This is a genomic window from Bradyrhizobium sp. P5_C12 (assembly GCF_054049735.1).
In genome coordinates, this window is the sequence record NZ_JBFULU010000058.1 from 1 (window position 1) to 26,280 (window position 26,280).

The following is a 26,280-nucleotide window of genomic DNA, read 5'->3' on the forward strand; positions in this document are numbered from 1 at the left end:
GTATGTACCAACCCGGGCTGCCTTTGGAAAGGGCTGCGGGGACGTTTTTTTCGAGTATGTACCAACCCGGGCTGCCTTTGGAAAGGGCTGCGGGGACGTTTTTTTCGACTTTATGACAGGGCGATGGACCGAATTCCGGCCGGTTTGGCGCGCTCTTGCCAGAAGTTCCGCAAAGGGCCAGCTTGCGGCAACAAAGCGAAGGGAAATGCCATGTCAGGGGAGAACGGCCTGGACCGCTTCTCGGACCGATTCCTGGACCGCGCCTTGGACCGCCCCTTGGATCGATCCCCGGCGAGCGCCGCGCAGCTGGCCCTGGAGGATTCCTTTCGTGCCATGGTCGCGCGGTCGCGGGCCGAGCCGGCGCCGACTCTCGCCGAGCGGCTCGACCGGCTGGCGCGCCTGCGCGCCATCGTCGCCGACAATGAGGAGCGCTTCCGGCAGGCGATCTCGGCCGATTTCGGCCACCGCTCGGCGGTCGAGACCACCATCGCCGAGACCATGCTGCTGTTCTCCGAGATCCGGCACGCCAGCAAACATCTGAAGAGCTGGATGGCGCCGCAGCGGGTGGCGACCGCGCTGCAATTCCTGCCCGCGCGCAACCGGCTGATGCCGCAGCCGCTCGGCGTCGTCGGCATCATCGCGCCCTGGAATTATCCGCTCCAGCTCACGCTCGCGCCCGCGATCGGCGCCATCGCCGCCGGCAACCGCATCATCATCAAGCCGAGCGAACTCGTGCCGCACTTCTCGGCGTTGCTGAAGCAGGCCATCGCCGAGAGGTTCGATGCCAGCGAACTGCTGGTCACCGGCGTCGAGGACGAGATCGCAAAGGCTTTCGCGAGCCTGCCGTTCGATCATCTGGTGTTCACCGGCTCGACCCGGGTCGGCCGGCTGGTCGCGGAGGCGGCGGGGCGCAATTTGACGCCGGTGACGCTCGAGCTCGGCGGCAAGTCGCCGGCGATCATCGACGCCTCCGCCGATCTCGAAGAGGCGGCCGAGCGCATCGCCTACGGCAAGCTGCTCAATGCCGGGCAGACCTGCATCGCGCCGGATTATGTGCTGGTGCCGGAGCGCTCGTTGCAGGCCTTCGCCGAGAAGGTGCGCGCGCAGATGCGGCGCATGTTCGGCACCGATCCCGCCAACAAGGACTACACCTCGGTGATCTCCGACCGGCACTACGCGCGGCTCGAAGGTCTCGTCGCGGACGCCGCAGAGCGCGGCGCAAAGATCCTGCAACCGGCAAGGCCCGACGACCCGAACTGGAAGGCGCACCGCAAATTCCCGCCGACGCTGATCGTCGGCGCGACCGAAGCCATGGCGGTGATGCAGGAGGAGATCTTCGGCCCCGTGCTGCCGGTGCTGGGCTATCGCGATCCGGCTGACGCGATCGCCTTCGTCAACGCCCGCGACCGGCCGCTGGCGCTGTACTGGTTCGGCAAGGACCGAACCGCGCGCGACGAGGTGCTGTCGCGCACCGTCTCCGGCGGCGTCACCGTCAACGACTGCCTGTTCCACTTCACGCAAATCAACCAGCCGATGGGCGGCGTCGGCGCATCCGGCACCGGCGCCTATCACGGCGAATGGGGCTTTCGCACGTTCAGCAAGCTGAAGCCGGTGTTCTACCGCTCGAAATTCAACCGCCTCGCCGACCTCTATCCGCCCTATGGCGGCAAGATCGCGCGGCTCGAGAAGCTGATGCGGTTCATGTCGTAGGGGTGGTCGTTCCGGGGCGCGAAGCGAACCGGGAGCCTCGAGATTCCGGGTTCGCGCTGCGCGCGCCCCGGAATGACAATAACGGGGGAAAACAACATTGACGGACACATTCGACTTCGTCGTCGTGGGCGCGGGCTCTGGCGGCTGCACCGTCGCGGGCCGGCTGTCGGAGGATGCGGCGACATCGGTGGCGCTGCTCGATGCGGGTGGACGGAACGACAATTGGCGGATCACCACGCCATTCGGACTCGCTTTGCCTTACAGCGCGGCCAACTGGGCTTTCGATACCGTGCCGCAGAAGGGATTGAACGGCCGTATCGGCTATCAGCCGCGCGGCAAGGGCCTCGGCGGCTCCTCGGCGATCAACGCCATGGTCTATATCCGCGGCCATCGCGCCGACTACGACCACTGGGCCTCGCTCGGCAATGCCGGCTGGTCGTACACCGACGTGCTGCCCTACTTCAAGCGCTCGGAGAACAACACCGATTTCGACGGCGCGTATCATGGCAAGGGCGGCCCGCTGCATGTCAACAGACTGCGCTCGGACAATCCGATCCATGACGTCTTCCACCAGGCCGCGCGCGAGGCGCAGTTCCGCATTCGCGAGGACTTCAATGAAGAGGACCATGAAGGGCTCGGCAGCTACCAGGTGACGCAGCACAATGGCGAGCGCTGGAGCGCGGCGCGCGCCTATGTGGATCCCCACATGGGCAAGCGGGCGAACCTGCGCGTCGAGACGGGCGCGCATGCCACGCGCATTTTGTTCGAGGGCAAGCGCGCGGTCGGCATCGAATATGTGCAGGGCAAGCAGAAGAAGCAGCTGCGCGCCCGCCGCGAGGTGATCCTCGCCTCCGGCGCCTTCCAGTCACCGCAGTTGCTGATGCTGTCGGGCGTCGGCGACGGCGATGCGCTTGCCGCGCACGGCATCGGCGTCGTGCATCATTTGCCCGGCGTCGGGCGCAATCTGCAGGACCATCCGGACTTCGTGTTCGTCTACGCTTCCGACTATCCGCACTTCGTTCATTCATCGCTCGGCCGGCTGCCATCCCTGCTGCGCGCCATCCAGCGCTACCGCCGCGAGCGGCGCGGCCTGATGACCACCAATTTCGCCGAGTGTGGCGGCTTCCTGAAGACGCAGGCCCACCTCGACGTGCCCGACATCCAGCTCCACTTCGTCATCGCGATGCTCGACGACCACGGCCGCAAGAAGCATAAGGAAGCGGGCTTCTCATGCCATGTCTGCCTGTTGCGACCGAAGAGCCGCGGCAGCGTCTGGCTGAAGAGCGCCGATCCGCTCGCTGCCCCCATGATCGATCCGAACTTCTTGGGCGAGGCGGAGGATCTCGAGACGATGGTCGCGGGTTTCAAGACCACGCGACGGCTGATGGAGACGCCGGCGCTGCGGGCGTTGCAGAAGAAGGACATGTTCACGTCCGATGTGAGAACGGACGACGACATCCGCGCCATCCTGCGTGATCGCGTCGACACCGTCTATCACCCCGTCGGCACCTGCAAGATGGGCACGGACGCGATGGCCGTGGTCGATCCGGCGTTGAAGGTGCACGGCATGGACCGCCTGCGCGTCGTCGACGCCTCGATCATGCCGACGCTGATCGGCGGCAACACCAATGCGCCGACCATCATGATCGGGGAGAAGGCGGCGGATATGATAGGTGCGGAGATGCGGGCGAGTTAGGCGCCGGTCCCTCAACGGGGTCGTCCCGGCGAAGGCCGGGACCCATAACCACAGGGAGAAGTTGTGGTACGAGGCTGGCAACCACGAGTCTTCGCCAAACGCGATCCTGTGGTTATGGGTCCCGGCCTTCGCCGGGACGACGTTGGGGGGAAAGTTCGCTTTCCGACTACGACGGCGGTGGTTAGTTCAACAAGAACCCGCCATCCACCGTCACCACGCTCCCCGTCATGTACCGCGACGCCTTTGAGGCCAGCAGCAGGATGGCGCCGTCGAGATCGGACTCGGCGCCGACGCGGCGCTGGGGGATGCGTTTTGCCAATCGCTCGCCTGCTGGCGTCGACCAGAACGCGTGGTTCATCTCGGTGTCGATATAGCCGGGCGCCAGCGCGTTGATGCGGATGTTCTGCCCCGCGAGTTCCAGCGCCATCGCCTTGGTCGCCTGGATGATGCCGGCCTTGGAGATCGCGTAAGGCGACACCGCCTTCAACACGCCGGTGCCGAGCACGGAAGCGATGTTGACGATGTTGCCGTCCTGCTTGCGCGCGATCATGCGGCGGGCGATCTCGGTCGCCAGGAAATAGGCGCCCTTGAGATTGGCGCCGATCACCGCGTCCCAGTCCGCCTCGGTCTGCTCGGTCGCGAGCTTTTCGACGGCGATGCCGGCATTGTTGATCAGCACCGTGATCGGACCGAGCGCGGCTTCCGCGGCGTCGACGGCCTTGGCGATCGAGGCGGTGTCGGTGACGTCGAGCGCGACCGCGGCGGCGCGCCCGCCCCTGCCGCGGATTTCCAGTTCCAGATTCTTCAATTTGTCCGTTTGCCGTGCCGCGAGCGCGACCGCTGCGCCATGCGCCGCCAAAACCCGGGCAAATTGCCGCCCCAGCCCCTGGCTCGCGCCGGTGACGAGGATGGTTTCTTTACTGACGTCGAATAGGTCTGACATGACGCTTTCCCTGGACGTGTTCCCGCGCTTTTGGAGCCCATCAATACAGACGATTTTAGCGGTCTGAAACCGGAATGATCGGTCGGGCGTTCATTCGTTCCATGGCAGGGCTCTCGCAATGAACAGTTTCGATCTCGCGGTCTATGCGGCGCTCGCGGTCGCGGTCGGGTTCGGTTTCCGGACCGGCCTGCTCCGCAGCGCCATGACCATCCTCGCCTATCTCATCGCCGCGCCGATCGCGATCGCGCTGATGCCGCTGATTGCGCCGCAGCTCGCAGCCAATCCGAACGCGCCGCTGCTGCAGAACTGGATCTGGTTCTTCGGCATCTTCGTGGTCGTCGGCATGTTGTTCGGACATATCGGCCGCGTCGCGCTGAACGACACCATCGGCGAGGCCGGCATCGGTGACCGCCTCGGCGGCGCCGCGCTCGGCGCCATCAGGGTCGGCCTCGTCGCCACCACGCTGGTGCTGGTGTTCGACCAGATCGTGCCGACGAACCGCCAGCCGCCTTTCCTTGCCGGCTCACATCTGCGGCCGCTGTTCTCGGCGGTCGGCCAGATGGGCTTCAAGTCGCTGCCGCCGGAGGCCGCGTCCGCGATCGACCGCATCAAGCAGGAGCGGCGCATCTGATCAGGCGCATTTGCATCGCAGCGCAAGCGCGCATGCATTTTGATGCGAGCCCGTCCCTTATCAGCGCCACCACGATTGGCTAGAGTGGCGCCGTCTTAAAACCTGCCTGACATTACGGGAGTGAAACAGTGGATCTTGGGATCAAAGGTCGCCGCGCCATCGTCTGCGCATCCAGCAAGGGCCTCGGCCGCGCCTGCGCCATCTCGCTTGCAGATGCAGGCGTTCATGTCACCTTGACCGCGCGCGGCGCCGAGGCCCTGAAGAAGACGGCCGACGAGATCCGGAAGGCCTATCCGGGCGTGACGGTGACCGAGATCGTCGGTGACATCACGACGCCGGCGGGCCGCGAGGCCGTGCTGAAGGCCTGCCCCGAGCCGGACATCCTGATCAACAATGCCGGCGGCCCGCCGCCCGGCGATTTCCGCAACTGGACCCGCGACGACTGGATCAAGGCGATCGACGCCAACATGCTGACCCCGATCGAGCTGATCAAGGCGACCGTCGACGGCATGATGGCGCGCAAGTTCGGCCGCATCGTCAACATCACCTCGGCCGCGGTGAAGGCGCCGATCGACATCCTCGGCCTCTCCAACGGCGCGCGCGCCGGCCTCACCGGCTTCATCGCCGGCCTGTCGCGCAAGACCGTGATCAACAACGTCACCATCAACGGCCTGCTGCCGGGCCCGTTCGAGACCGACCGTCTGACCGGCACCGCCAAGGCCGAGGCCGACAAGCGCGGCACAACGCCCGAGCAGATCCTGGCCGAGCGCGCCAAGCTCAACCCCGCCGGCCGCTTCGGCCAGCCCGACGAGTTCGGCTATGCCTGCGCTTTCCTGTGCGGCGCCAAGGCCGGCTTCATCACGGGACAGAACATCCTGCTCGACGGCGGCGCCTTCCCGGGCACGCTGTAGCCACGATCGCAGATGCACTCCCTCGCCCCGTTCTTACGGGGACAGGGTCGGGGTGAGGGGCCGTTTCGGCAAAGACAGTGGCAATCGGACTCGCGGAGACTCCCCCTCACCCGGCGCTTCGCGACCTCTCCCCGCAAGCGGGGCGAGGTAAGCCCCTCACCGCTGCTTCGTCGGCTCATCCTCATCCCGCTCGCTGGGATCGGAGGAATCGGCGGTGAGCCGCTCGTCGGTCCAGTCGATGCCGAACGCCGCGAGCCCGTCTGCCAGCAGATCGCCCAGCATCGGCTCTCCGAGCAGATAGTGCACCGTTTCCCGGCGGGCGCTGCGATACTCGGCCCGCGCCTCCACGGCGCGGGCGCGCAAATCGTCCCAATCATCGATCGTGCCGTCGCCGCGTCCGAGCCAGGTCAGCGCGACGAGGTCGAGCTGCTCGTCCTCGTTCAGGGCGATGATGAAGCTTCCCAGCTCGTTGGCGACCGGGTCGGAGCCATCATCCTCCAACACATCGACCGCATCGTCATCGGTCGGGTTCGAGCCGGAGTCCGGATCGACATCCGCCTCCTTGACGTCGAATTCGCGCGCCTTCTCGATGATGAAGGCCACCTTCTCGGCGGAAATTGCGAGCTCTGGCATGGCTTCCCTTTCGGCGTGTCTTTTAGAGTGTCTCTCGGAGTGTTTTGGGTTCCCGCGATAACGCCGCATCGCGCCAGATGATCCATTGCGCTGGATGGCGGAAACCCGCATGTTTCGGCGCCAAAGCGTCCTCTCTCGTCATTCCGGGGCGCGACGTAGTCGCGAACCCGGAATCTCACACAACGATCTCGAGATTCCGGGTTCGATGCTTGCGCATCGCCCCGGAATGACCGCGAGGCGCAAAGCAAGAACATGGGATACGCCGCATGCGGTGGACGATCGGCAGGGTCGAGATCACCAGGGTCGTGGAATTGGAGACGGTCGGCTCGACCCGCTTCATCCTGCCGCAGGCGAGCAACGACGCGATTCAGAAGCTGCCCTGGCTGATCCCGCATTTTGCGACCAGGGAAGGCCGGCTGAAAATGTCGATCCATTCGCTGCTGGTGAAGCCCCCTGGCCGGCGCATCGTGGTCGACACCGGGCTGGGCAACGACAAGCAGGGCCGCAACATCCCGATCTGGAATAACCGCACCACGCCGTTCCCTGAGATGATGACGGCCGCGGGTTTTGCCCCCGACAGCGTCGACACCGTGCTGTGCACGCATCTCCATGTCGACCATGTCGGCTGGAATACCAGGCTCGTCGACGGCCAATGGGTGCCGACCTTCCCCAACGCGCGCTATGTGTTCGGCAGGACCGAATACGAGCACTGGCGCGACCATTCGACCGAGCCGGACAAGCAGGCCGTGTTCGACGATTCCGTGAAGCCGGTCGTCGATGCCGGCCGCGCCGACCTGATCCCCAGCGACCACCGGCTGTGCGAGGAGATCAGCTTGATCCCGACCCCGGGCCACAGCCCTGGCCATATCAGCGTCCTGATCCAGTCGGACGGCGAACAGGCGCTGCTCACCGGCGACGTTGCCCATCACCCCTGCCAGATGGCGCATCTCGACTGGTCCTCGACGGTGGATTCCGACCAGGCGCAATCGGCCGCGACGCGGCGCGAATTGTTCGCCCGCTTTGCCGACACGCCGACACTGGTGATCGGCGGCCATTTTTCCGCCGGGCATATCAGGCGGGATGGGGATGCGTTCAGGTTTGTGGCGTTGCAATCGTAGGGTGAATGAGCGAAGCGTAATCCACCATCGTCTGCCTCGCGGAAGCAAAAGAGGTGGGTTACGCCTTTGGACTGCGCGTCGCGCATCCGAGGGCTAACCCACCCTACGAAGGAAGGGCTGCAATGCGCCCCTGTTTGAGCGGTTGAATTTCCCGCCGCCCTGTTCCATGAAGCTATTCAACCGATCGGTCCATCTCCAGGGAGAAACGAGAATGAAGCTTGTTCGTTACGGCGAAAAGGGTGCGGAAAAGCCCGGCCTGATCGACAAATCCGGCCAGTTGCGCGACCTGTCGGCGCATGTGAAGGACCTGACCGGCGAGGCCTATTCGCCTGACTCGCTGAAGAAGCTGGCGGCCCTCGACCCCGCCTCCCTGCCGGCCGTCTCCGGCAAGCCGCGGTTCGGCGCGCCCGTCACCGGCATCTCGAAATTCGTCGCCATCGGCCTCAACTACAGCGACCACGCCAAGGAAACGGGCGCCGCGATCCCGACCGAGCCGATCATCTTCATGAAGGCGAACACCTCGCTGTCCGGCCCGAACGACGCGGTCGAGAAGCCGCGCGGCTCGACCAAGCTCGACTGGGAGGTCGAGATCGCCGCGATCATCGGCACCCGCGCCAAATACATCTCGGAAGCTGACGCCCTGAACTACGTCGCCGGCTATTGCGTCTGCAACGACGTCTCCGAGCGCAACTTCCAGACCGAGCGCCTGGGTCAGTGGACCAAGGGCAAGTCGCACGACACCTTTGGCCCGGTCGGGCCCTGGCTCGCGACCAAGGACGAGATCAAGGACGTGCAGAACCTGTCGATGTGGCTCGACGTCAACGGCCAGCGCCGCCAGACCGGCTCGACCAAGACCATGATCTTCTCGATGGCGAAGTGCATCTCCTATGTCTCGCAGTTCATGACGCTGCTGCCGGGCGACATCATCACCACGGGCACGCCGCCCGGCGTCGGCCTCGGCATGAAGCCGCCGACCTTCCTCAATGTCGGCGACGTCGTCACCCTCGGCATCGAAGGCCTCGGCGAGCAGCGCCAGGAGATCATCGCGGCGTAAGCCGCAACCGCACCCTTTGTCATTCCGGGATGGCGCGTGAGCGCCAGACCCGGAATCTCGAGATTCCGGGTTCGATGCTTCGCATCGCCCCGGAATGACAGCAAGGACCCAGCAATGAAACTCTCCTTCTCCGCCGCCTCGCCCTTCGCCCGCAAGGTGCGCATCGCCGCGATCGAGCTCGGGCTGATCGACAAGATCGAGCTGACGCCCGCAACCGTCGCGCCGGGCACGGCCAATGAGGACTATTCGCGCATCACGCCGCTGAAGAAGCTGCCGGTGCTGATCACCAATGACGGCGACGTGATCCTGGATTCCTACGTCATCGTCGAATATCTCAACGAACTGGCAGGCGGCAGCCTGATCCCGGATTACGGTCCGCAGCGCTGGAAGGCCAAGACCAACCACTCGCTGATCAACGGCATGCTCGATTCCATGCTGCTGTGCCGCTACGAGAAGATGGTGCGGCCGCAGGGCCTGCAATGGCAGGCGTGGTCGGACGACCACTGGAACCGGGCCTGGACCGGCATGGCGCGCTTCGAGAACATGCCGGATGTGCTGGACGGGCCGTTCGACATCTCGCAGATCGGCCTCGTCTGCGTGCTCGGCTATGCCGACTTCCGCTTCGCCGATTGCGGCTGGCGCAAGGCCTATCCGAAGCTCGACGCCTTCCACCAGAAGATGCTGGAGCGGCCCTCGGTGAAAATCTCGGTGCCGCCGGCGGCGTAACGCGCGGAGTGTTGTCATGAGTCTGAAGTTCTCGGTCGGCGATCTCACCATCCATCGCGTCATCGAGCAGGAGACAACCTTCCTGCCGGCGCTGGAGCTCTTGCCCGGCCTGACGCCGGAGGTGCTGGCCGAGAACCGCGCCTGGATGCGCCAGGCGAAGGCGCTGGACGAGCAGGATGTCCTGATCCTGTGCTTCCAATCCTATGTGATCAAGACGCCGCACCATACCATCCTGGTCGACAGCTGCATCGGCAATGACAAGCCGCGGCCGCGGCCGAAGTGGAACATGAAGACCGACGACACCTATCTGCGCGGGCTGGCCGGCGCCGGCTTCTCCGTTGACGACATCGACTTCGTGATGTGCACGCATCTGCATGTCGATCACGTCGGCTGGAATACGCGGCTGGAGAACGGCCGCTGGGTGCCGACCTTCCCCAAGGCGCGCTACGTCTTCGCCAAGCAGGAGTTCGACCATTGGTCGGCTCAGAACGCGAAGGCGGCGGTGCCGCCCTTCGTGGACAGCGTCTTGCCGGTGGTTGAAGCGAAGCGTCACGAGATCGTCGGCAATGATCACCAGATCGGCGATCACGTCCGCATCCTGCCGACGCCGGGCCACACCCCCGGCCACGTCGCCTTCACTTTCGGCCGCGGCAAGGATGACGCCGTGTTCTCCGGCGATCTCATGCATTCGCCGATCCAGACGCTCTATCCGGAGATGTCGGTGAAGTTCGACACCGACCCGGCGCAGGCGGCCTCCACGCGCCGCAGCTTCCTCGAGCGCTATTGCGACACCGACACGCTGTGCTGCACGGCGCATTTCCCGTCACCGTCGGTGGGGAAGATCAAACGCAAGGGCAGCGGGTTCGTCTGCGCGGCGGTGTAGCGCGCCGCAATCGTAGGGTGGGCAAAGCGAAGCGTGCCCACCATGCCAGACGCGTTAAAGAATGGTGGGCACGGCGCGCGAAGCGCGCGCCTTTGCCCACCCTACGATTCCACCCGAGTGGAGAAAACGATGACAACGCTCCCCGACATCCCCCTGCCCGCCGGAATTCGCTCGCGCTATGTCGATGGCATCAACGGCTTGCGCATGCATGTGCTTGAGGCCGGCTTCGAGACCAAGGGCCGGCCCTGCATCCTGTTGCTGCACGGCTTTCCGGAGCTCGCCTTCTCCTGGCGCAAGGTAATGCCGGTGCTGGCCGCCGCCGGCTATCACGTGATCGCACCGGACCAGCGCGGCTACGGCCGGACCACGGGATGGAGCGCGGATTACGATGGCGATCTCGCGCCGTTCCGATTCTTCAACCTGGTCCGCGATGCGCTCGGGCTGGTGTCGGCGTTCGGCTACCGGCAGGTCGACGTGGTCGGACACGATTTCGGCAGCCCGGTCGCAGCCTGGTGCGCGCTGATGCGGCCGGATGTGTTCCGCTCGGTGGTGATGATGAGCGCGCCGTTCGGCGGAGCGCCGCGCCTGCCCTTCGACACCGCGGACGCGGCGGCGAAGCCGCAGGACGTCGATCCCGTGCATCGCGGACTCGCGGCCCTGCCGCGCCCGCGAAAGCACTACCAATGGTACTACTCGACGCGCCCGGCCAATGCCGACATGCAGCGCGCGCCGCAGGGCGTGCATGATTTCCTGCGCGCCTACTACCATCACAAGAGCGCGGATTGGGCCGACAACAAGCCCACTCCGCTTGAATCATGGTCGGCGCGCGAGCTGGCAAAATTGCCGACTTACTATGTGATGGACGCTGGCGAGACGATGGCGGAGACGGTGGCGAAGGAGATGCCGTCGCCGGCCGCCATCGCCGCCAATCAATGGCTGCCCGACGACGAGCTCGCCTATTACAGCGCCGAATATGGCCGCACCGGATTCCAGGGCGGCCTGCAATGGTATCGCTGCGGCACCTCGGGCGATTTCAACGCCGAGCTTCAGCTGTTCAGCGGCCGGACCATCGACGTGCCCTCCTGCTTCATCGCCGGCAGGCAGGACTGGGGCATCTATCAGCGCCCCGGCGTGCTCGAAGCCATGCAGGCCAGCGCCTGCACCAACATGATCGGCTGCCATCTCGTCGACGGCGCCGGCCATTGGGTGCAGCAGGAACAGCCGGCCGAGGTCAGCCGGTTGCTGCTCGACTTCCTCGCCAAGGCCAGCACCGGCTGATTTGACCCGGGAACCCCAGCGCTCTATATAATTTAGAACCATTCTAAATTATAGACAAGGGCCGTCGTGAAGAATTTTGCCGATCTGACCGAGCGCGAGGTGCTGGCGGTCGCGATTTCCTCGGAGGAGGAGGACAGCCGCATCTACATGTCCTTCGCCGAGGACCTGAAGGAGCGTTATCCCGACTCAGCCAAGATCTTCGAGCAGATGGCCGAGGAAGAGCGCGGACATCGCCACATGCTGCTGGAATTGTACGAGCAGCGCTTCGGTCCACATCTGCCCCCAATCCGCCGCGAGGACGTCAAGGGCTTCCTGCGCCGCCGCCCGGTCTGGCTCACCAAGAACCTGCCGCTCGACACCATCCGCAGGGAGGTCGAGACCATGGAAATGCAGGCCGAGCGCTTCTACGTGAAGGCCGCCGAACAGGCGCAGGATGTCGGGGTGCGCCGTTTGCTCGGCGATCTCGCCGAAGCCGAGAAAGGCCACGAAGAGACCGCCGCGAAGCTGACGGACCAGATCCTGAGCTCCGACGTGCGCGCCGAGGAAGACCGCACCAACCGCCGCATGTTCGTGCTGCAATATGTGCAGCCGGGCCTCGCCGGCCTGATGGACGGATCGGTCTCGACTTTGGCGCCGCTGTTCGCGGCCGCCTTCGCCACGCATCAGAACTGGCAAGCGTTCCTGGTCGGCCTCGCCGCCTCGATCGGCGCCGGCATCAGCATGGGATTCGCCGAAGCGCTGTCCGACGACGGCTCGCTCACCGGCCGCGGTTCGCCCTGGCTGCGTGGTCTCACCTGCGGCCTGATGACAACGCTCGGCGGGCTCGGTCACACCGCGCCCTATCTGGTGCCCGACAGCTGGCCCAACGCGTTCTGGATCGCAACCGCGATCGCCGGCGTCGTCGTGTTCTTCGAATTGTGGGCGATCGCCTTCATCCGCTCGCGCTACATGGACACGCCGTTCCTCCAGGCGGTTTTCCAGATCGTGCTCGGCGGCGCCATCGTGCTGGCGGTGGGGATATTGATCGGGGCGGCGTAGCCTCGCCCTCCATACCTCTGCTGTCGTCCCGGCGAAGGCCGGGACCCATAACCACGGGAAGTAATTTGGCGAAGATCCTCAGTTACTTCGTGCGACAGCAACTCGCACCGCGCACTCTCGATGGATCACGCGGYATGGGTCCCGGCCTTCGCCGGGACGACAGTGGAATTCGTGGCGCCCCTATCGCGCCCATTGTCCTCCTTTTCGCTCGGACCCACCCACATAGCAATCGCCATCAAACGGCGGTTGCAGCGTTCGGCCAAACTGCGCATCATCATCCAACAACCAGAGCGGGAGAAGCGCCGTGGCCAAATCCGAATGGAGTTTCAAGAGCGCGGTCGAGCTGTCGGCGGCACTGACCGCGAAGAAGGTCTCCGCGGTCGAGCTCGCGCAAGACGCGATCGACCGCATCGAACGGCACGACGGCAAGGTCAATGCGATCTGCGTGCGGGATTTCGATCGCGCGCTCGATGCGGCGCGCGCTGCCGACGCGGCACTTGCTCGCGGCGAGAGCAGGCCGCTGCTCGGCTTGCCCTCGATGATCAAGGAATCTTTCAACATCGTCGGCCTGCCTACGACTTGGGGATTCGTGCCGCAGAAGGATTTCAAGCCGGCGGAGGATGCGCTGGCGGTCGCACGCATCAAACAGGCCGGCGGCGTGATCCTCGGCAAGACCAATGTGCCGGTGGGTCTTGCCGACTGGCAGAGCTACAACGACATCTACGGCACCACGAACAACCCCTATGATCTCGGCCGCACACCGGGTGGATCATCCGGGGGATCGTCGGCCGCCCTTGCCGCGGGCTATTGCGCGCTCGCCACCGGCTCCGACATCGGCGGCTCCCTGCGCGTGCCGGCATTTCACTGTGGCATCTTCGCTCACAAGCCGACCCTCAATCTCTGCGCGGCGCGCGGCGAAACCCCGCCGCCGTTTCCGGCCATTCCGCGCGAAGGCGACCTCGCCGTCATCGGTCCGATGGCGCGCACGGCAGCGGATCTTTCCTTGCTGCTCGACGTCATGGCCGGACCGGATCCGCTCGATGCCGGCGTCGCCTACAAACTCGATTTGCCTGTCGCGCGGCATCAGTCGCTGCGCGATTTTCGTGTCCTGGTGATCGAGAGCCATCCGCTGCTGCCGACTGACCGGGACGTGCGCGGCGCGATCGACAAGCTCGCCACCGACCTCACGAAGGCCGGCGTGACGGTTGCGCGCGAGAGCGCGCTGCTTCCGGACTTCGCGGAGACGTCGCGGCTTTACATGCGCATGCTGCTGGGCTTCCTCGGCGCGTTCTTCCTGCCCGACGAGCTGGCGGATTCGCAAGCCCGAGCGAGCCAACTGTCGCCGGATGACCGGAGCCTCGGCGCGGAGCGACTGCGCGGCATTACTGCAAGCCACCGCGCCTGGGTGCTCGACGCCGGCGCCCGCGCCGTCCTGCGGGCGCGATGGCGCGCGCTGTTCAAGCACTTCGACGCGGTGATCTGCCCGATCATGCCGACGCCAGCCTTTCCGCATGATCATTCGCCGGAACAGCGCCTGCGACGTATCAGCATCGACGGCAAGGACTACCCCTATTCCGACCAGCTCGCCTGGCCCGGCATTGCGACGCTTCCCGGCCTGCCTTCCACGGCCATTCCGCTCGGGCTATCCGGGGCAGGCCTGCCGGTCGGTGTGCAGATCGTCGGCCCGTTCCTCGAGGACCGCACCCCGCTCAAGCTCGCCGAGCTGATCGAGCGCGAGTTCGGCGGCTTCACACCGCCGCCTTTGTTTGATGATTAGTCAGACCTCATCCTGGGCAGACCGCGCAGCGGTCGTCTCGAAGGATGGCCGCGCGCCAAGTCCGGACGCCAAGTCCGGGCCTTCATGGTCCGAGACGGCGCTGACGCGCCTGCTCACCATGAGGAGCAACAAGGGAGAAAAACGCCATGAGCCAGGACATGGAAGAGCTCGCCGCACTCAACCGCGACTATGTCGCCTCCGTGCAGAACTGCGACGTCAGGCGTTTCGACGAGATCCTGGCGCCGGAGTTCTATTGCTCCAATCCCGACAAGACGTTGGTCGACCGTGCTGCCTTCCTGGCGCAGACGGCACGGCCGATCGCGATCCGGAACTTGCGGGAGCACGACGTCATCATCCGCCTCATGGGCGACTTCGCCATCATCCACGCGGCGACAAGCTACACCACGGGAGACGGTCAGCAGGCCTCAGGCCGTTATACCGATTGCTGGGCGAAGAAGAACGGCAAGTGGCTCGCGGTGTCGGCGCACGTGTCGCGCTAAGTCGTCATTGCCGGGCTTGACCCGGCAATCCATCGCTCGAGAAGATGGATGCGCGGGTCAAGCCCGCGCATGACGAGCTGACTAACTATCGAACACGATCACGCTGCGCAGCGTCTTGCCGGCTTTCATGTTGGCAAAGCCTTCGTTGATCTCGGACAGCTTCAGCTTCGCCGAGATCCAGTCTTCCAGGTGCAGCCGGCCGCGCAGGTAGAAATCGACCAGCCTCGGCATGTCGACGCGGAAATGGTTGGAGCCCATCGACGAACCCTGGATCCGGCGCTCGCGCAAAAAGTCGAAACCGTGCAGCTCGATCTTCTGGCCGAACGGGATCATGCCGACGATGGTGGCGGTGCCGCCGGAAGCGAGCATGCCGAAGGCCTGTTCCGCGGTCTCCTTGCGGCCGAGCACCTCGAAGGAATGATGCACGCCGCCATTGGTGAGGTCGCGGACCTGCTTCACCACGTCGCCGTCGGCGGGGTTGATGATGTCGGTCGCGCCCAGCTTGGTCGCGAGCTGGAGTTTTGCGGGATTGGTGTCGATGGCGATGATGCGGCCGGCGCCCGCGATCTGCGCGCCGTTGATCGCGGCCATGCCGACGCCGCCACAGCCGATCACGGCCACGGTCTCGCCGGCCGTCACCTTCGCCGTGTTCACCACCGCGCCATAGCCGGTGATGACGCCGCAGCCGATCAGCGCGGCGAGATCGAGCGGCATCTCCTTCCGGATTTTGACGATGGCGTTCTCGTGCACCAGCATCTGCTCGGCGAACGACGAAAGATTGAGAAACTGGTGCAGCTTCTCGGAGCGCGACCATTGCATGCGGTCGGAGACGCCCGGCAGCAGCTTCACCGTGGTATCGGTGCAGAGCACGGTACGGCCGGTGGTGCAGTTGTCGCAGGTGCCGCAGAACACCGACAGGCAGGTGACGACGTGGTCGCCCGGCTTCACGTAGGTGACGTCGGAGCCGACCTGCTCGACCACGCCGGCGGATTCATGCCCGAGCACCGCGGGCAGCGGATGCGGATAGAGGCCTTCCATGAAGTGCAGGTCGGAGTGGCAGAGGCCGGCGACCGATGTGCGGATCAAAACCTCGCGCGGGCCCGGCTTCGGCAGGCTGACATCCTCGATGACCAGCGGTTTGTTGACTTCATAGAGGACGGCGGCCTTCATCGAGCACTCCCTATCGCTTTTTTTGGTTTGAGCGTGGCGTGCAGCCTACGCTGCCAGAACCAGTTCGCCAACCTCGCTCATGGCTGCATCGCGATCGCCGAGCAGCAGCGCGGCGATCTTCGCTTGGACGGCATTTTCCGTCAGCCGGAACGGATCGCTCGGCGACACGCGATGGTCGATCACGAGGCGCGAGAGCAGCAGCCGGCGCGCATCGCCGCGCATGGCGTGGATGCGATGCGATTCCCAGGCGAGCGCGACGGCGCTTGCGACATGATAGAGCAGGCTCGTGGCGCGGCGCGCATCGGCTTCGTTGTCGGCCTTGCCCGCGACTTCGCGCGCGAAGCCGATCGCCCGATCGGTGAGGCCGCGCAGGCGGTCGCGCCAGGCCTGCGGGACCGAGGCACTGTCATCGAGCCGGGCATGCAGATCGGCGGCGAGCGCGGCTTCGGCGCCATGGCGGCCGACGGCGCGCCTCAGCGCATCGATCGCGACGATGTTGCCGGTGCCTTCCCAGACCGAGCCGAGATGCGCATCGCGCAGCAGCCGCGCGGTGGCGAATTCCTCGATATAGCCGATGCCGCCGCGCATCTCGAGCGCATCGCCGCAGACTTTTCGCGCATCGCGCGTGGCCCGGAATTTCAGGGTCGGGGTCAGAATGCGCAGCAGTGCCGCCGCATCCTGGCTGCCGGCCTCGGCGCGGTCGAGCGCGTCGGCGGTGAGGAAGCTCATCGACAGCGCCTGCTCGACCGGCAGCATGATCTTCAGCATCTGCCGCCGGCCGAGCGGCAGGTCGATGATGCGGTTGCCGAACACCACGCGGTTCTTCGCGACCGTCATGGCGTCGTGATAGGCGCGGCGCATCAGCGCGGCGGACTTGACGCCGTTGGACAGCCGCGACGAATTCACCATCTCGGCCATCTGCACAAAGCCGCGGTCGAGCTTGCCGACCGCGTACGCAATCGCGCCTTCGAGCTTGATCTCGCCCGAGGCCATCGAACGGGTGCCGAGCTTGTCCTTCAGCCGCACGATCCGGTAGTGGTTCTGCGAGCCGTCGTCGAGGAAGCGCGGCATCAGGAACAGGCCRACGCCGCGCGTGCCGGGGCCGGCGCCTTCGGGGCGCGCCAGCAGCATCACGACTTTCGCATCCGCATTCGAGCAGAACCATTTTTCACCAGTGAGGCGCCAATGGTCGCCCTCCTGCACCGCGCGCGTGGTCAGCGTGCCGACGTCGGAGCCGCCCTCCTTCTCGGTCATGAACTGGCCGCCTTGCGTCAGCTTGCTCATGCCGGTCTGGGTGAGACCATCGAGATATTTTGCCTTCAGCGCCTCGCTGCCGAAACTCGAAAGCAACTTGGCGCAGCCGTCGGTGACGTTGATCGGGCAGCCCATGCCGAATTCGGTCTGGTTGAACAGGAAGGTGAAGGCGTGCTTGGCCACGACGGGATATTTGTCCGGCCAGCCCATGATGCCCTTGCGGATCGAGAGCGCATGGATGCCGAACTCGCCGAACGCCGCCTTCTCCAGCTCGCGATAGGCCGGGTGGTATTCGATCCACTGCACGTCGCGGCCGAACTTGTCGCGCTGGTGCAGCACCGGCGTGTGCCGGTCGGCGAGCCGCGCGCATTCGTCGAGCGTGCCGCCCGCAAGCTCGCCAAGCCGGTCGAGATGCGGCTCGATGTGGCGGAACAGCGTGTCCGGCAGATGAATGCGCAACAGATCCGTCAACGCCGGATCGGCGCGGTAGAAATTCATGCCTGACGTATCGGGCGCCAGCAGGCCGGATGGCTCGGCCGCGACATTTTTTGGCTGCGCTGGGGCCGGCTGTCGCATGATCGTCCTCTTCGTTTCCGCGCCCTGCGGTCATTTTGCGCCGCTTTAGCGCTTGCCGCTTTGGATGATGTCGATCATGCTCCAGTCGAGGATATGGATAAAGCCGCAAATTGTCAGGGCGGCATGATCGCCGTGAGGGAGCAATTCGCTCTGCGGAATTGTGATCAACTGGGCCGCTACCCGACTGGTCGTTCGCGCGGCCCATGCATAGATCAGCGGCTCCTTATCTCCTGGGAATCACGCCATGGAACACCCGAAATACAAGATCGCGCTCATCGTCGGAGCCGGTGAGGGACTGAGTGCCTCGCTGGCGCGGCTGCTGTCAGCCCAAGGCATTCGCGTGGCGCTGGCCGCGCGCAAGATCGAGAAGCTCGGCGCGCTCTGCAGCGAGACGGGCGCAAAGGCCTATGCCTGCAACGCCACCGACCCTGACGAGGTCGAACGCCTGTTCGGCCTCGTCGAGCGCGAGATCGGCACGCCCGACCTCGTCGTCTACAACGCCAGCGGCCGCACGCGCGGGCCGTTCGTCGACCTGGTCCCGGCCGACGTCGCGCAGGCGATCGCGGTCAGCGCCTTTGGCGGCTTCCTGGTGGCGCAGCAGGCGGCAAAGCGTATGCTGCCGGACAAGCACGGCGCGATCCTGTTCACCGGCGCCTCGGCCAGCGTCAAGGGCTATGCGCAGTCGGCTTCGTTCGCGATGGGCAAGTTCGCCCTGCGCGGCCTGGCGCAGAGCCTGGCGCGCGAACTCTCGCCGCAGGGCATCCACATCGCGCATTTCGTGATCGACGGCGGCATCCGCAGCGCGGCGCGCACGGAAGCAGCCGACAAGCCGGATTCCATGCTCGATCCCGACGCGATCGCGGCGAGTTATTGGAACGTGTTGCAGCAACCGCGCAGCGCCTGGAGCTGGGAGCTGGAGCTGCGGCCCTGGGTGGAGAAGTTTTGAGACAAGCTGCCGTAGGGTGGGCAAAGGCGCGTTGGCGCCGTGCCCACCATCAATGACGAGAAAACAAATGGTGGGCACGCTTCGCTTTGCCCACCCTACAAGGGCGGGAATCATGACCACGGACACCACCATCGACACCGGCACCAATGAGCTGCTCTGCGTCATCCGCGACCGTGTCGCGGTGATCACGCTGAACCGGCCGGAGGCGCGCAACTCGCTGTCGGACACCTTGACGCCGGCGCTGCGGACGATGATCCGCACCTGCGGCGAGGATCCGAATGTCGGCGCGCTGCTGCTCACCGGCGCGGGCGAAGCGTTCTGTGCCGGCGGCAACGTCAAGGGCATGGGCGCGCATCGCGACAAAGCCAAGCTCGATATGTCGTTTGACGACAAGGTCGCCGATCTCCAGGAACGGCAGCGGCTGCTCACCGGCGCGCTGGTGTCGGTGCGCAAGCCGACCATCGCCGCCCTGCCCGGCCCCGCGGTCGGCGCTGGGCTCGCCATCGCCATGGCCTGCGACATCCGCATCGCCGCACAATCGGCCTTCGTCGCCACCGGCTACGCTCGCATCGCGCTCAGCGGCGATTACGGCATCGCCTGGCTGTTGACCCGGCTGGTCGGCACCGCAAGGGCGCGCGAGCTGATGTTCACCGGAGATCGCGTCGATGCCGCGCGCTGCGAGGCGATCGGCCTGGTCAACCGCGTCGTGCCCAACGACAAATTGCAGGCCGAGGCCTTTGCGCTGGCAAAGTCCCTCGCCGAAGGCCCGCGCCTGGCGCTGCGCTACATGAAGGACAATCTCGACGAAGCCATCCAGTTCGACTTCGAAACCGCGCGCGACCACGAGGCCGAGCGGCTGATCCGCCTGACCACGACCGCCGATCACAAGGAGGCCGTGCAGGCGTTCATCGAGAAGCGGAAAGCGGTGTTCACGGGGAAGTAGACGCACTCGAAAATCTTTGTCCGTCACCCTGAGGCGGCCGCTCCTTCAGCGGCTCTCTCGCTTCAGGCGAGCCATTTCGGTGGGATCATTCAATATCTCCACCGCCCGATCGCTCAGTGGGCCACCGTCACACATACCCAACGTGGCGTCGATTCGTCCCCGATAAACGACACGCTTGTCGGGAAACTCCACGGCCTTCGACGAATCAGCGAAATTGTTCGGGTGCGCCCCGACGACAACCATCTTGCCCGTAGGCCATGTCGTCTTCGGTGATGGCTTGCCGATGCAACTAGCATCGCACCACTGTTCGCTGATCACAAAGGCCCTTCGATCCCTGGAAGCCGTAAATAACCCTCCCTTCAGAATTTCAACGTGGTCGAAGACGAGCAGGCTGCTCGGGGTATTCGTCGTGCGAATATCGGAAAGATAGCGCGCTGAAGCGACGCGCCCGCGGAATATGATGGGCGCCTGCTCCAGCCGATAGATGCTAAGGCGATCCTCTTGATCGCGAAGTTGCTGCTCCCGGGCGATCTCATCACTGCCGGCCGGCCGGGACCAAATGTTCGGCGGAAGTGCGCAATCCAGCGCTTCCACTTTTTCCGGCCACGCCAGAACACCAAGCAGCGAGAGAGCAAAAATGGCAACGCGCATATGACAAGCGGCTTCTTTAGTCTCACGGGTAGGATAAATAGGCGCGCCGAGCGGCCCCCTCCGTCAAGCTAGAGGGCGACTGTCCGTTTGACAATCAGTTGATCCGAGGAAGCCGGCGACGTGGCACGAATCCCGGATTGCGCTGCGCTCCATCCGGGTTACGCGGTCCCGACCATCAGATCATTCCATATAGTAGGACCCCATTTTCAGGAGGACGGAATGGATTGGCCTGAGGTGGTGCGACAGGCCGCTCTCCTCGCGGAGAAGACGGGCTACGTCACGTTCCATCAACTGAACGAGTTGATGCCCTCCACCAAGACGGAGCCGGAAGACATCGAAGCCGTGCTCGCGGCTTTAAGCGAGCGGGGTATTCGGATCGAGGAAGAATAGGCCTTGTCGTAGCCCGGATGGAGCGCAGCGAAATCCGGGAAAGCCTGCGATTGCGGCCCGAATCCCGGATTGCGCTGCGCTCCATCCGGGCTACGAAAAAAATGCCCGGCTCTGGATGACCAGGCCGGGCTCGCAGTGGTGTCAGGCCGCGGCTGAGGGGCTATCGGCCTGACGGGAAAGGGCGACGAGACGCCAGCTCGCGCAGGGAATGTCCTTTGGAGCGACGTTGATCTCCTTGTCGAAGCGCACCAGCTTCCAGTCGTCCGGATGGTTGACGAAGGCGAAGCCGGATTTGCGCGCGAGCGAGATCATGGTCTCGTTGGAGCGCAGCGTGTCGCCGAACATGTGCTCGGCACCGAGCGCGGCGGCGCGGCATTCGAGATTCTTCATCAGGGCGGTGGCGATGCCGTGGCCCTGCCAGCGATCGTCGACCGACAGGCCGAACTCCAGCGTCGAGGTCTCGGCATGGAAAGCGTAGCGCGCTTCGGCGACGATGGTCTCGAAGCCGTCGACCATCTTGGTCGCGACGACGGTAAAGCGCTCGCGCGCTCCGACATCGAGGAATTCGCTCAGCAGGCCCTTCGGCAGCTCGCTGATGGCGCCGAAAAAGCGGTTGTAGCGGGAGCGGGTCGTGAGCGAACGGAAATAGTGCTGAAGCTCGTCGGTGTCGCGCGGCTCGACGAAGCGAACGTTGAGCGCCTCACCCTGCCGGGTGCGCAGCGTGTCCGAATATTGCTTCAGGTCTTCCAGACGGAGAGTGCTCATGACACATGACCCGAGGAAAAAGGGACCGCCGGCGCCCCTGTGATCAGGCGGCGCCGGCCTGGCGGCCAATCAGGCCCGCCAGAAGGGTTTGTCGGCCTCATAGGCAATGTCGGTCCAGGACAGGCCGACGTCATGGAGATCGCGGGCGGTCCAGTTGGCGAGCTCGCGGCGGGTCCGGTAGCGCTCATGCCAGACATGGAGGGTCTCACCGATCTGGGAGAGCACGCCGGGCGCATGATGATTTGTCATTGAATTCTGGGTCAAAACAGACATTGTAAGCTCCTGGAGCTAAGTTGGATGCTAATATCTGCCTGGCCCCGCGCTTCGACAAACGACAATTTGTACCCCTTCGCATGAAATAAGCTCATGCATATTGCTGCCAAATGACTGCCAGATTGCCGTCCCTGAACGGGTTGCGGGCGTTCGAGGCGGCCGCGCGCCATCTCAGCTTTACGCTGGCCGCGGCCGAGCTGAACGTGACGCAGACCGCGATCAGCCATCAGATCCGCAGGCTCGAGGAGGAGCTCGGCATCCGCCTGTTCATCCGGCAGAACCGCGCGCTGGCGCTGACGCCGGAGGCGCGCGACTATTTGCCGGGCGTCCGCGCCGCGTTCAACGACCTCAGGCTTGCGACCGACCGCCTGCTGCGCAAGGACGACGACAAGGTGCTGACGGTCTCGACGCTGGCCTCGCTCGCGGCAAAATGGCTGTTGCCGCGGCTGACCGATTTCCAGGAGCAGCACCCCGGCATCGACGTCCGCATCACCACCTCGACCAGCCTGGTCGACTTCCAGCGCGACAACGTCGATGCCGCGATCCGCTACGGCCGCGGCCAGTGGCCGGGCCTGCGCGCCGACTGGCTGATGGCGGACGAGTTGTTTCCGGTGTGCAGCCCCTCGCTGCTGCGCGGCGACAGGCCGCTGCGCCAGCCGGAGGATCTCCGCGGCTATCCGCTGCTGCACACATCGAACGCCAACAGCGACGACTGGCGGCTGTGGCTGACGGCGGCGGGCCTGCCGGCCGATATCGCCAAGCAGCCCGGCATCACCTTCGACATGATCTTCATGACCATCCAGGCCGCGATCGACGGCATCGGCGTGGCGATGGGCCGGACCTCCTACGTCCAGGACGACATCGCCAAGGGCCGGCTCGTGGTCCCCTTCAAGATCGCGCTGCCGGCCGATGCCGGCTTCTACCTGGTCGTGCCGGAGGGCCGCCGCGAGGCGCCGAAGCTCACCGCGTTCCGCGATTGGATGATCGCTGCAACGCAGAATAAAGCCTGAAAAATCATCAGCTTCGCCCGCAAAATCGGTTGACTCCCGGGTCCCCGCGCGAGAGGGGTATGACAGATTGTCGCAGGCACAATTTGTCGCGCACCGCGAATATGAGTTCCGGTCCGGCCACGTCTTGAAGGGGAGCAACGCCAATGGCTGGACCAACAGCAACAACCAATCCGCCCGAGATCAAGTCACGCATCGGCGCGATCCTGCGCGCGACCAGCGGTAATTTCCTCGAGCAGTTCGACTTCTTCCTGTTCGGCTTCTATGCCGCCGCCATCGGCAAGGCGTTCTTCCCGTCCAGCAACGAGACCGCGTCGCTGCTCAACACCTTCGGCGTGTTCTGGCTCGGCGCGTTGATGCGCCCGGTCGGGGCGATCGTGCTCGGCGCCTATATCGACCGCATCGGCCGCCGCCAGGGCCTGATCGTCACGCTAGCCATCATGGCCGCCGGCACCGTGGTGATCGCGTTCTGCCCGAGCTACGCGACCATCGGCATCGCCGCGCCGGTCATCGTGCTGCTCGGCCGCCTGCTGCAGGGCTTCTCCGCCGGCGTCGAGCTTGGCGGCGTGTCGGTCTACCTCGCGGAAATCTCCACGCCCGGCAATCGCGGCTTCTACACCTCGTTCCAGTCCTCCAGCCAGCAGGTCGCGATCTTCGTGGCCTCGATCCTCGGCTACATCCTGTCCGAGGTGATGCCGGCCGACACCGTTGCCGCCTGGGGCTGGCGCATCCCCTTCTTTGTCGGCTGCATGATCATCCCGCTGATCTTCTTCCTGCGGCGGACGCTCGAGGAGACGCCGGCCTTCCTCGCCATGAAGAAGCATCCGACCGCGGACGAGGTGTTCGCCTCCGCGCTCGCCAACTGGCGCATCGTCATCCTCGGCATGATGATCGCGGTCCTGACCACGACGACGTTCTATTTCGTCACCGTCTACACGCCGACCTTCGGCAAGAGCGTGCTGAAGCTGTCGACGCAGGACGCCCTGCTCGTCACCCTGCTGGTGGCGGTGACCAATTTCTTCTGGAATCCGGTCGGCGGCGCGCTGTCCGACCGCATCGGCCGCAAGCCGGTGTTGCTGACCATCGCCGGCCTGGCGCTCGTCACCGCCTATCCGGCGCTGCACTGGCTGGTGGCGGCGCCGACCTTCGGCAAGCTGCTCGCCGTCGAGATGATGTTCTCGTTCTATTTCGGCGTCTACAGCGGCACCATGCTGGGCGCGCTGGTCGAGATCGTGCCGGCGCATGTGCGCACCACCTGCTTCTCGCTCGCCTTCGCGCTCGCGGCCGCGCTGTTCGGCACCTTCACGCCGTTCGCCTCGACCCTGCTGATCGAGCACACCGGCGACAAGGCCTCGCCCGGCTTCTGGCTGATGTTCGCGGCGCTGCTCGGCATCATCGCGGCCTCCGTCGTCTATCGCGGCGGCGGCAAGGCGGTGCCGACATACGACGCGGTGGCCGAGCCGGTCGGCGGCCACGCCGGACAACAGGCGTAAACGGCCGGCACCGCCGATTTTGGGACAGCTCTTTCGGCGTCCTGAAATCGACGCTCGTAGTCCCGGGTATCGTCCCTCAGAAGGACCGGTGCGCAGGCCCATATCTCGCCGCGCGCCGGTCATGGTTGGCTGGCGCCGTACCTTGCACAACGAAAAACACCCGGCGGTTTCCCGCCGGGTGTTCGTTCACGTGGACTTCGACAGATCTTACCAGTTGCGCTGAGCGCGGAGGATCATGGCGATCGAGTCCTGATCCTTCAGCTCGTAGGCCGCGGTCGGCTTGGCGGTCACGACGTTCGGGGTGACGCCAACCGTACCGGAGTACTTCTGGTCGAGGTGGGTCCAGGACAGGTCAGCCGAGAACGTCAGGTTCTTGACCGGGGTCCAGCGGGTGACGATACCGAGCTGGCCGATCGCGAAGTTCGGGTTACACGAGGTAACACCAGCCAGGCCACCGAACACGCCGCCAGCACCACCGGCGCCGCAGAGGGTGGTCTTGGCCAGCGTGCCGAACTGGGCCTGAGCGTAGGCACCGTAGAGCGCGGAGTTCCAGTAGGGATCCCAGTTGTGGGTGTAAGCACCGCGGAAGCCCCAGGTCTTGACGGTTTCCTGCTGGCTGCCRGTCACGAACACCGTGTCAGGAGCACTGGCGAAGCCGATGCTCTGGTAGGCAACGCCCGAGCTACCGTACAGCGCGTAGGAGCTGCCCGAGAGGTTCTGGAAGTTGTAGCGAGTCGCACCGTCGGTGTAGACGCCCTGGATGTTGATCGTGTCACCCGCGCCGGTCGGGATGTTCTTGATCGACAGAGCGAGCTGAACCGCCCAACCCCACTTGTCGTCGGGGTGGCCAGTCGGCTCGGTCGCGCCGTAATAGCCAACGTGGTTGTCATGCGCAGCCACCGACGCCTGGAACAGGCCCCAAGCCTGGTCGACACGCACCATACCGACGAGGTTCGGCGAACGCGAGCCGCCGATGGCGTTGGTGCCGTACGAGCCGCCGATCATGCCAGCCGCGGTCGCGCCGGTCATGTTGATGTTGCCAGCCTGATAGTACTGGGTCGCATCTTCAGCCGAGAACGCCGCAGTGATGCCCTGGCCGAAGTCGGCCGTGTACGTGAACTGGGTAACGCCGGTCACGGTGCCGCTGCCGCCGACGAGGTTGTCGGTGATGTTGCCGGGATAGTTGGTCCAGGGCGCGTCGAACTGCGACACGGCCTTACCCATCGTGAAGCCAGCGAACTGGATGAAGGCGTAGTACACGCCGAGTGCACCGGCCGAGGTGTTGCCGTCGGTGCCGTTCACCGAGCCGGAGCCGTTCGAACCGACGAGGCCGGTGCCCGCAGCGTTGAGACCGAGCGAACCGCTGTACTGGGTACCACCCGTGGCCGAACCGGTGCCCGAATAGTTGCCGGTCGTCCAGGTGAAGACGCCGTCGAAGAAGGTGCGGACCACGCCGTACTCGGTCGCGGTGCGGGTGTCGATGTTCAGGTCTTCACGAGCGCGGAAGGTGTAGTAGTTCATCAGGCGGTTGCGAGCACCGGCAACGCCGCCCTGGTTCGGATTGAAGTCCGAGTTGGTATTGAGGTTCGCATCAGCACGCAGATAACCGCCGAGCTTGATGCAGGTGTCGGTGCCCGGGATGTAGTAGAAACCGGCGCCGTACAGCGAGCAGATCTTCACGTATTCGACCGCCTTGGCCTTCACGGGAAGATCGGCAGCGAACGCCCCGGAGACGGCCATCAGGCCGGCAGCCGAGCCGAGAAAGAGTGTCTTCGTCAACTTCATCAGTAAACCTCCAGGGTCGGTTCAGGGGGCTCGGATCCTCGGTGGAGGCCGCTTTACCCTCTCAATTTCCGCTCAATTCAGATCCGCACTGRAGGTCCGGACCGAAACGACAGTGAGGTGCCCCCCCTC

The 26,280-nt window shown here is 65.0% G+C and carries 25 protein-coding genes; 17 read left to right on the forward strand and 8 right to left on the reverse strand.

Annotated elements, in window-relative coordinates; all coding sequences use genetic code 11:
* The first annotated feature begins 276 nt into the window (after positions 1-276).
* Together ACXJMY_RS32895 and ACXJMY_RS32900 are read left to right on the forward strand one after the other, a co-directional pair.
* Positions 277-1,710: a coniferyl aldehyde dehydrogenase gene (locus ACXJMY_RS32895; RefSeq protein ID WP_456623508.1), complete on the forward strand. Its 1,434-nt coding sequence runs from the start codon at positions 277-279 to the stop codon at positions 1,708-1,710.
* Positions 1,711-1,807: 97 nt separating this feature from the next.
* Positions 1,808-3,406 carry a GMC family oxidoreductase gene (locus ACXJMY_RS32900; RefSeq protein WP_456623509.1) on the forward strand — a complete coding sequence of 533 codons (1,599 nt, stop codon included), beginning with the start codon at positions 1,808-1,810 and terminating at the stop codon, positions 3,404-3,406.
* Between the two features lie 181 nt (positions 3,407-3,587).
* Here the strand turns inward: ACXJMY_RS32900 and ACXJMY_RS32905 are convergent, their stop codons facing one another.
* Positions 3,588-4,349 (reverse strand): SDR family oxidoreductase, encoded by a 762-nt coding sequence (locus tag ACXJMY_RS32905; RefSeq protein ID WP_456623510.1) that lies wholly within the window; start codon positions 4,347-4,349, stop codon positions 3,588-3,590.
* 118 nt (positions 4,350-4,467) lie between these two features.
* Between ACXJMY_RS32905 and ACXJMY_RS32910 the strand changes: the two genes are divergently transcribed.
* Together ACXJMY_RS32910 and ACXJMY_RS32915 are read left to right on the forward strand one after the other, a co-directional pair.
* Entirely contained in the window at positions 4,468-4,980 is a 513-nt protein-coding gene (locus tag ACXJMY_RS32910; protein WP_456623511.1) for a CvpA family protein, read from the forward strand.
* 128 nt (positions 4,981-5,108) lie between these two features.
* Complete coding sequence (locus tag ACXJMY_RS32915) at positions 5,109-5,891, forward strand: SDR family oxidoreductase (protein WP_456623512.1); 783 nt, start codon at positions 5,109-5,111, stop codon at positions 5,889-5,891.
* Positions 5,892-6,047: 156 nt separating this feature from the next.
* On the opposite strand, the gene ACXJMY_RS32920 is transcribed toward ACXJMY_RS32915, so the two are convergent.
* On the reverse strand, positions 6,048-6,524 hold the full coding sequence (locus tag ACXJMY_RS32920) for a DUF3775 domain-containing protein (protein WP_456623513.1): 477 nt from the start codon (positions 6,522-6,524) through the stop codon (positions 6,048-6,050).
* A gap of 266 nt (positions 6,525-6,790) precedes the next feature.
* Here ACXJMY_RS32920 and ACXJMY_RS32925 point away from each other — a divergent pair, with 266 nt between their 5' ends.
* The 8 genes from ACXJMY_RS32925 (at position 6,791) to ACXJMY_RS32960 (ending at position 14,898) form a co-directional block, all read left to right on the forward strand.
* Positions 6,791-7,642 (forward strand): MBL fold metallo-hydrolase, encoded by an 852-nt coding sequence (locus ACXJMY_RS32925; RefSeq protein WP_456623514.1) that lies wholly within the window; start codon positions 6,791-6,793, stop codon positions 7,640-7,642.
* Positions 7,643-7,853: 211 nt separating this feature from the next.
* Entirely contained in the window at positions 7,854-8,696 is an 843-nt protein-coding gene (locus tag ACXJMY_RS32930) for a fumarylacetoacetate hydrolase family protein (protein ID WP_456623515.1), read from the forward strand.
* A gap of 114 nt (positions 8,697-8,810) precedes the next feature.
* A complete protein-coding gene (locus ACXJMY_RS32935; protein WP_456623516.1) occupies positions 8,811-9,422 on the forward strand; it encodes a glutathione S-transferase family protein in 612 nt (203 codons plus the stop codon).
* Between the two features lie 16 nt (positions 9,423-9,438).
* The gene (locus ACXJMY_RS32940) at positions 9,439-10,305 is read left to right on the forward strand and encodes an MBL fold metallo-hydrolase (protein ID WP_456623517.1); all 867 of its coding nucleotides are present in this window, start codon (positions 9,439-9,441) and stop codon (positions 10,303-10,305) included.
* A gap of 129 nt (positions 10,306-10,434) precedes the next feature.
* Positions 10,435-11,583, forward strand: a complete 1,149-nt coding sequence (locus ACXJMY_RS32945; RefSeq protein WP_456623518.1) for an alpha/beta hydrolase — start codon at positions 10,435-10,437, stop codon at positions 11,581-11,583.
* A gap of 66 nt (positions 11,584-11,649) precedes the next feature.
* Positions 11,650-12,621, forward strand: a complete 972-nt coding sequence (gene mbfA, locus ACXJMY_RS32950) for an iron exporter MbfA (protein ID WP_456623519.1) — start codon at positions 11,650-11,652, stop codon at positions 12,619-12,621.
* A 304-nt stretch (positions 12,622-12,925) separates the two neighbouring features.
* Positions 12,926-14,398 (forward strand): amidase, encoded by a 1,473-nt coding sequence (locus tag ACXJMY_RS32955; protein WP_456623520.1) that lies wholly within the window; start codon positions 12,926-12,928, stop codon positions 14,396-14,398.
* Between the two features lie 146 nt (positions 14,399-14,544).
* Positions 14,545-14,898 carry a nuclear transport factor 2 family protein gene (locus ACXJMY_RS32960; protein WP_456623521.1) on the forward strand — a complete coding sequence of 118 codons (354 nt, stop codon included), beginning with the start codon at positions 14,545-14,547 and terminating at the stop codon, positions 14,896-14,898.
* An 81-nt stretch (positions 14,899-14,979) separates the two neighbouring features.
* Here the strand turns inward: ACXJMY_RS32960 and ACXJMY_RS32965 are convergent, their stop codons facing one another.
* A complete protein-coding gene (locus ACXJMY_RS32965) occupies positions 14,980-16,068 on the reverse strand; it encodes a Zn-dependent alcohol dehydrogenase (protein WP_135175574.1) in 1,089 nt (362 codons plus the stop codon).
* Positions 16,069-16,113: 45 nt separating this feature from the next.
* Positions 16,114-17,898 (reverse strand): acyl-CoA dehydrogenase family protein, encoded by a 1,785-nt coding sequence (locus tag ACXJMY_RS32970; RefSeq protein WP_456623522.1) that lies wholly within the window; start codon positions 17,896-17,898, stop codon positions 16,114-16,116.
* 244 nt (positions 17,899-18,142) lie between these two features.
* Between ACXJMY_RS32970 and ACXJMY_RS32975 the strand changes: the two genes are divergently transcribed.
* The gene (locus tag ACXJMY_RS32975) at positions 18,143-18,844 is read left to right on the forward strand and encodes an SDR family NAD(P)-dependent oxidoreductase (protein ID WP_456623523.1); all 702 of its coding nucleotides are present in this window, start codon (positions 18,143-18,145) and stop codon (positions 18,842-18,844) included.
* A 112-nt stretch (positions 18,845-18,956) separates the two neighbouring features.
* A complete protein-coding gene (locus ACXJMY_RS32980; RefSeq protein WP_456623524.1) occupies positions 18,957-19,787 on the forward strand; it encodes an enoyl-CoA hydratase in 831 nt (276 codons plus the stop codon).
* A 45-nt stretch (positions 19,788-19,832) separates the two neighbouring features.
* Here the strand turns inward: ACXJMY_RS32980 and ACXJMY_RS32985 are convergent, their stop codons facing one another.
* Positions 19,833-20,438 (reverse strand): hypothetical protein, encoded by a 606-nt coding sequence (locus tag ACXJMY_RS32985; RefSeq protein ID WP_456623525.1) that lies wholly within the window; start codon positions 20,436-20,438, stop codon positions 19,833-19,835.
* A gap of 219 nt (positions 20,439-20,657) precedes the next feature.
* Between ACXJMY_RS32985 and ACXJMY_RS32990 the strand changes: the two genes are divergently transcribed.
* Positions 20,658-20,828 (forward strand): RNA polymerase sigma factor region1.1 domain-containing protein, encoded by a 171-nt coding sequence (locus ACXJMY_RS32990; protein ID WP_456623526.1) that lies wholly within the window; start codon positions 20,658-20,660, stop codon positions 20,826-20,828.
* Positions 20,829-20,969: 141 nt separating this feature from the next.
* Here the strand turns inward: ACXJMY_RS32990 and ACXJMY_RS32995 are convergent, their stop codons facing one another.
* Complete coding sequence (locus ACXJMY_RS32995) at positions 20,970-21,593, reverse strand: N-acetyltransferase family protein (protein WP_456623527.1); 624 nt, start codon at positions 21,591-21,593, stop codon at positions 20,970-20,972.
* Between the two features lie 69 nt (positions 21,594-21,662).
* Complete coding sequence (locus ACXJMY_RS33000; protein WP_456623528.1) at positions 21,663-21,866, reverse strand: DUF1127 domain-containing protein; 204 nt, start codon at positions 21,864-21,866, stop codon at positions 21,663-21,665.
* 110 nt (positions 21,867-21,976) lie between these two features.
* Between ACXJMY_RS33000 and ACXJMY_RS33005 the strand changes: the two genes are divergently transcribed.
* A complete protein-coding gene (locus ACXJMY_RS33005; RefSeq protein ID WP_456623529.1) occupies positions 21,977-22,876 on the forward strand; it encodes a transcriptional regulator GcvA in 900 nt (299 codons plus the stop codon).
* Between the two features lie 143 nt (positions 22,877-23,019).
* Entirely contained in the window at positions 23,020-24,366 is a 1,347-nt protein-coding gene (gene tcuC, locus ACXJMY_RS33010) for a tricarballylate/proton symporter TcuC (protein WP_456623530.1), read from the forward strand.
* 207 nt (positions 24,367-24,573) lie between these two features.
* Here tcuC and ACXJMY_RS33015 read toward each other — a convergent pair whose 3' ends face one another.
* Positions 24,574-26,151: a porin gene (locus ACXJMY_RS33015; RefSeq protein WP_456623531.1), complete on the reverse strand. Its 1,578-nt coding sequence runs from the start codon at positions 26,149-26,151 to the stop codon at positions 24,574-24,576.
* Between the last annotated feature and the right edge of the window lie 129 nt (positions 26,152-26,280).

Bases quoted from the DNA above. Each gene is read 5' to 3' on its own strand.
- ACXJMY_RS32910 (WP_456623511.1), top strand. From the start codon at position 4,468: ATGAACAGTTTCGATCTCGCGGTCTATGCGGCGCTCGCGGTCGCGGTC.
- ACXJMY_RS32960 (WP_456623521.1), top strand. From the start codon at position 14,545: ATGAGCCAGGACATGGAAGAGCTCGCCGCACTCAACCGCGACTATGTC.
- ACXJMY_RS32965 (WP_135175574.1), bottom strand. From the start codon at position 16,068: ATGAAGGCCGCCGTCCTCTATGAAGTCAACAAACCGCTGGTCATCGAG.
- ACXJMY_RS32905 (WP_456623510.1), bottom strand. From the start codon at position 4,349: ATGTCAGACCTATTCGACGTCAGTAAAGAAACCATCCTCGTCACCGGC.
- ACXJMY_RS32945 (WP_456623518.1), top strand. From the start codon at position 10,435: ATGACAACGCTCCCCGACATCCCCCTGCCCGCCGGAATTCGCTCGCGC.
- tcuC (WP_456623530.1), top strand. From the start codon at position 23,020: ATGGCTGGACCAACAGCAACAACCAATCCGCCCGAGATCAAGTCACGC.
- ACXJMY_RS32975 (WP_456623523.1), top strand. From the start codon at position 18,143: ATGGAACACCCGAAATACAAGATCGCGCTCATCGTCGGAGCCGGTGAG.
- ACXJMY_RS32990 (WP_456623526.1), top strand. From the start codon at position 20,658: ATGGATTGGCCTGAGGTGGTGCGACAGGCCGCTCTCCTCGCGGAGAAG.
- ACXJMY_RS32985 (WP_456623525.1), bottom strand. From the start codon at position 20,438: ATGCGCGTTGCCATTTTTGCTCTCTCGCTGCTTGGTGTTCTGGCGTGG.
- ACXJMY_RS32925 (WP_456623514.1), top strand. From the start codon at position 6,791: ATGCGGTGGACGATCGGCAGGGTCGAGATCACCAGGGTCGTGGAATTG.
- ACXJMY_RS32935 (WP_456623516.1), top strand. From the start codon at position 8,811: ATGAAACTCTCCTTCTCCGCCGCCTCGCCCTTCGCCCGCAAGGTGCGC.
- ACXJMY_RS32995 (WP_456623527.1), bottom strand. From the start codon at position 21,593: ATGAGCACTCTCCGTCTGGAAGACCTGAAGCAATATTCGGACACGCTG.
- ACXJMY_RS33000 (WP_456623528.1), bottom strand. From the start codon at position 21,866: ATGTCTGTTTTGACCCAGAATTCAATGACAAATCATCATGCGCCCGGC.
- ACXJMY_RS32920 (WP_456623513.1), bottom strand. From the start codon at position 6,524: ATGCCAGAGCTCGCAATTTCCGCCGAGAAGGTGGCCTTCATCATCGAG.
- ACXJMY_RS32980 (WP_456623524.1), top strand. From the start codon at position 18,957: ATGACCACGGACACCACCATCGACACCGGCACCAATGAGCTGCTCTGC.
- ACXJMY_RS32940 (WP_456623517.1), top strand. From the start codon at position 9,439: ATGAGTCTGAAGTTCTCGGTCGGCGATCTCACCATCCATCGCGTCATC.
- ACXJMY_RS32930 (WP_456623515.1), top strand. From the start codon at position 7,854: ATGAAGCTTGTTCGTTACGGCGAAAAGGGTGCGGAAAAGCCCGGCCTG.
- ACXJMY_RS33005 (WP_456623529.1), top strand. From the start codon at position 21,977: ATGACTGCCAGATTGCCGTCCCTGAACGGGTTGCGGGCGTTCGAGGCG.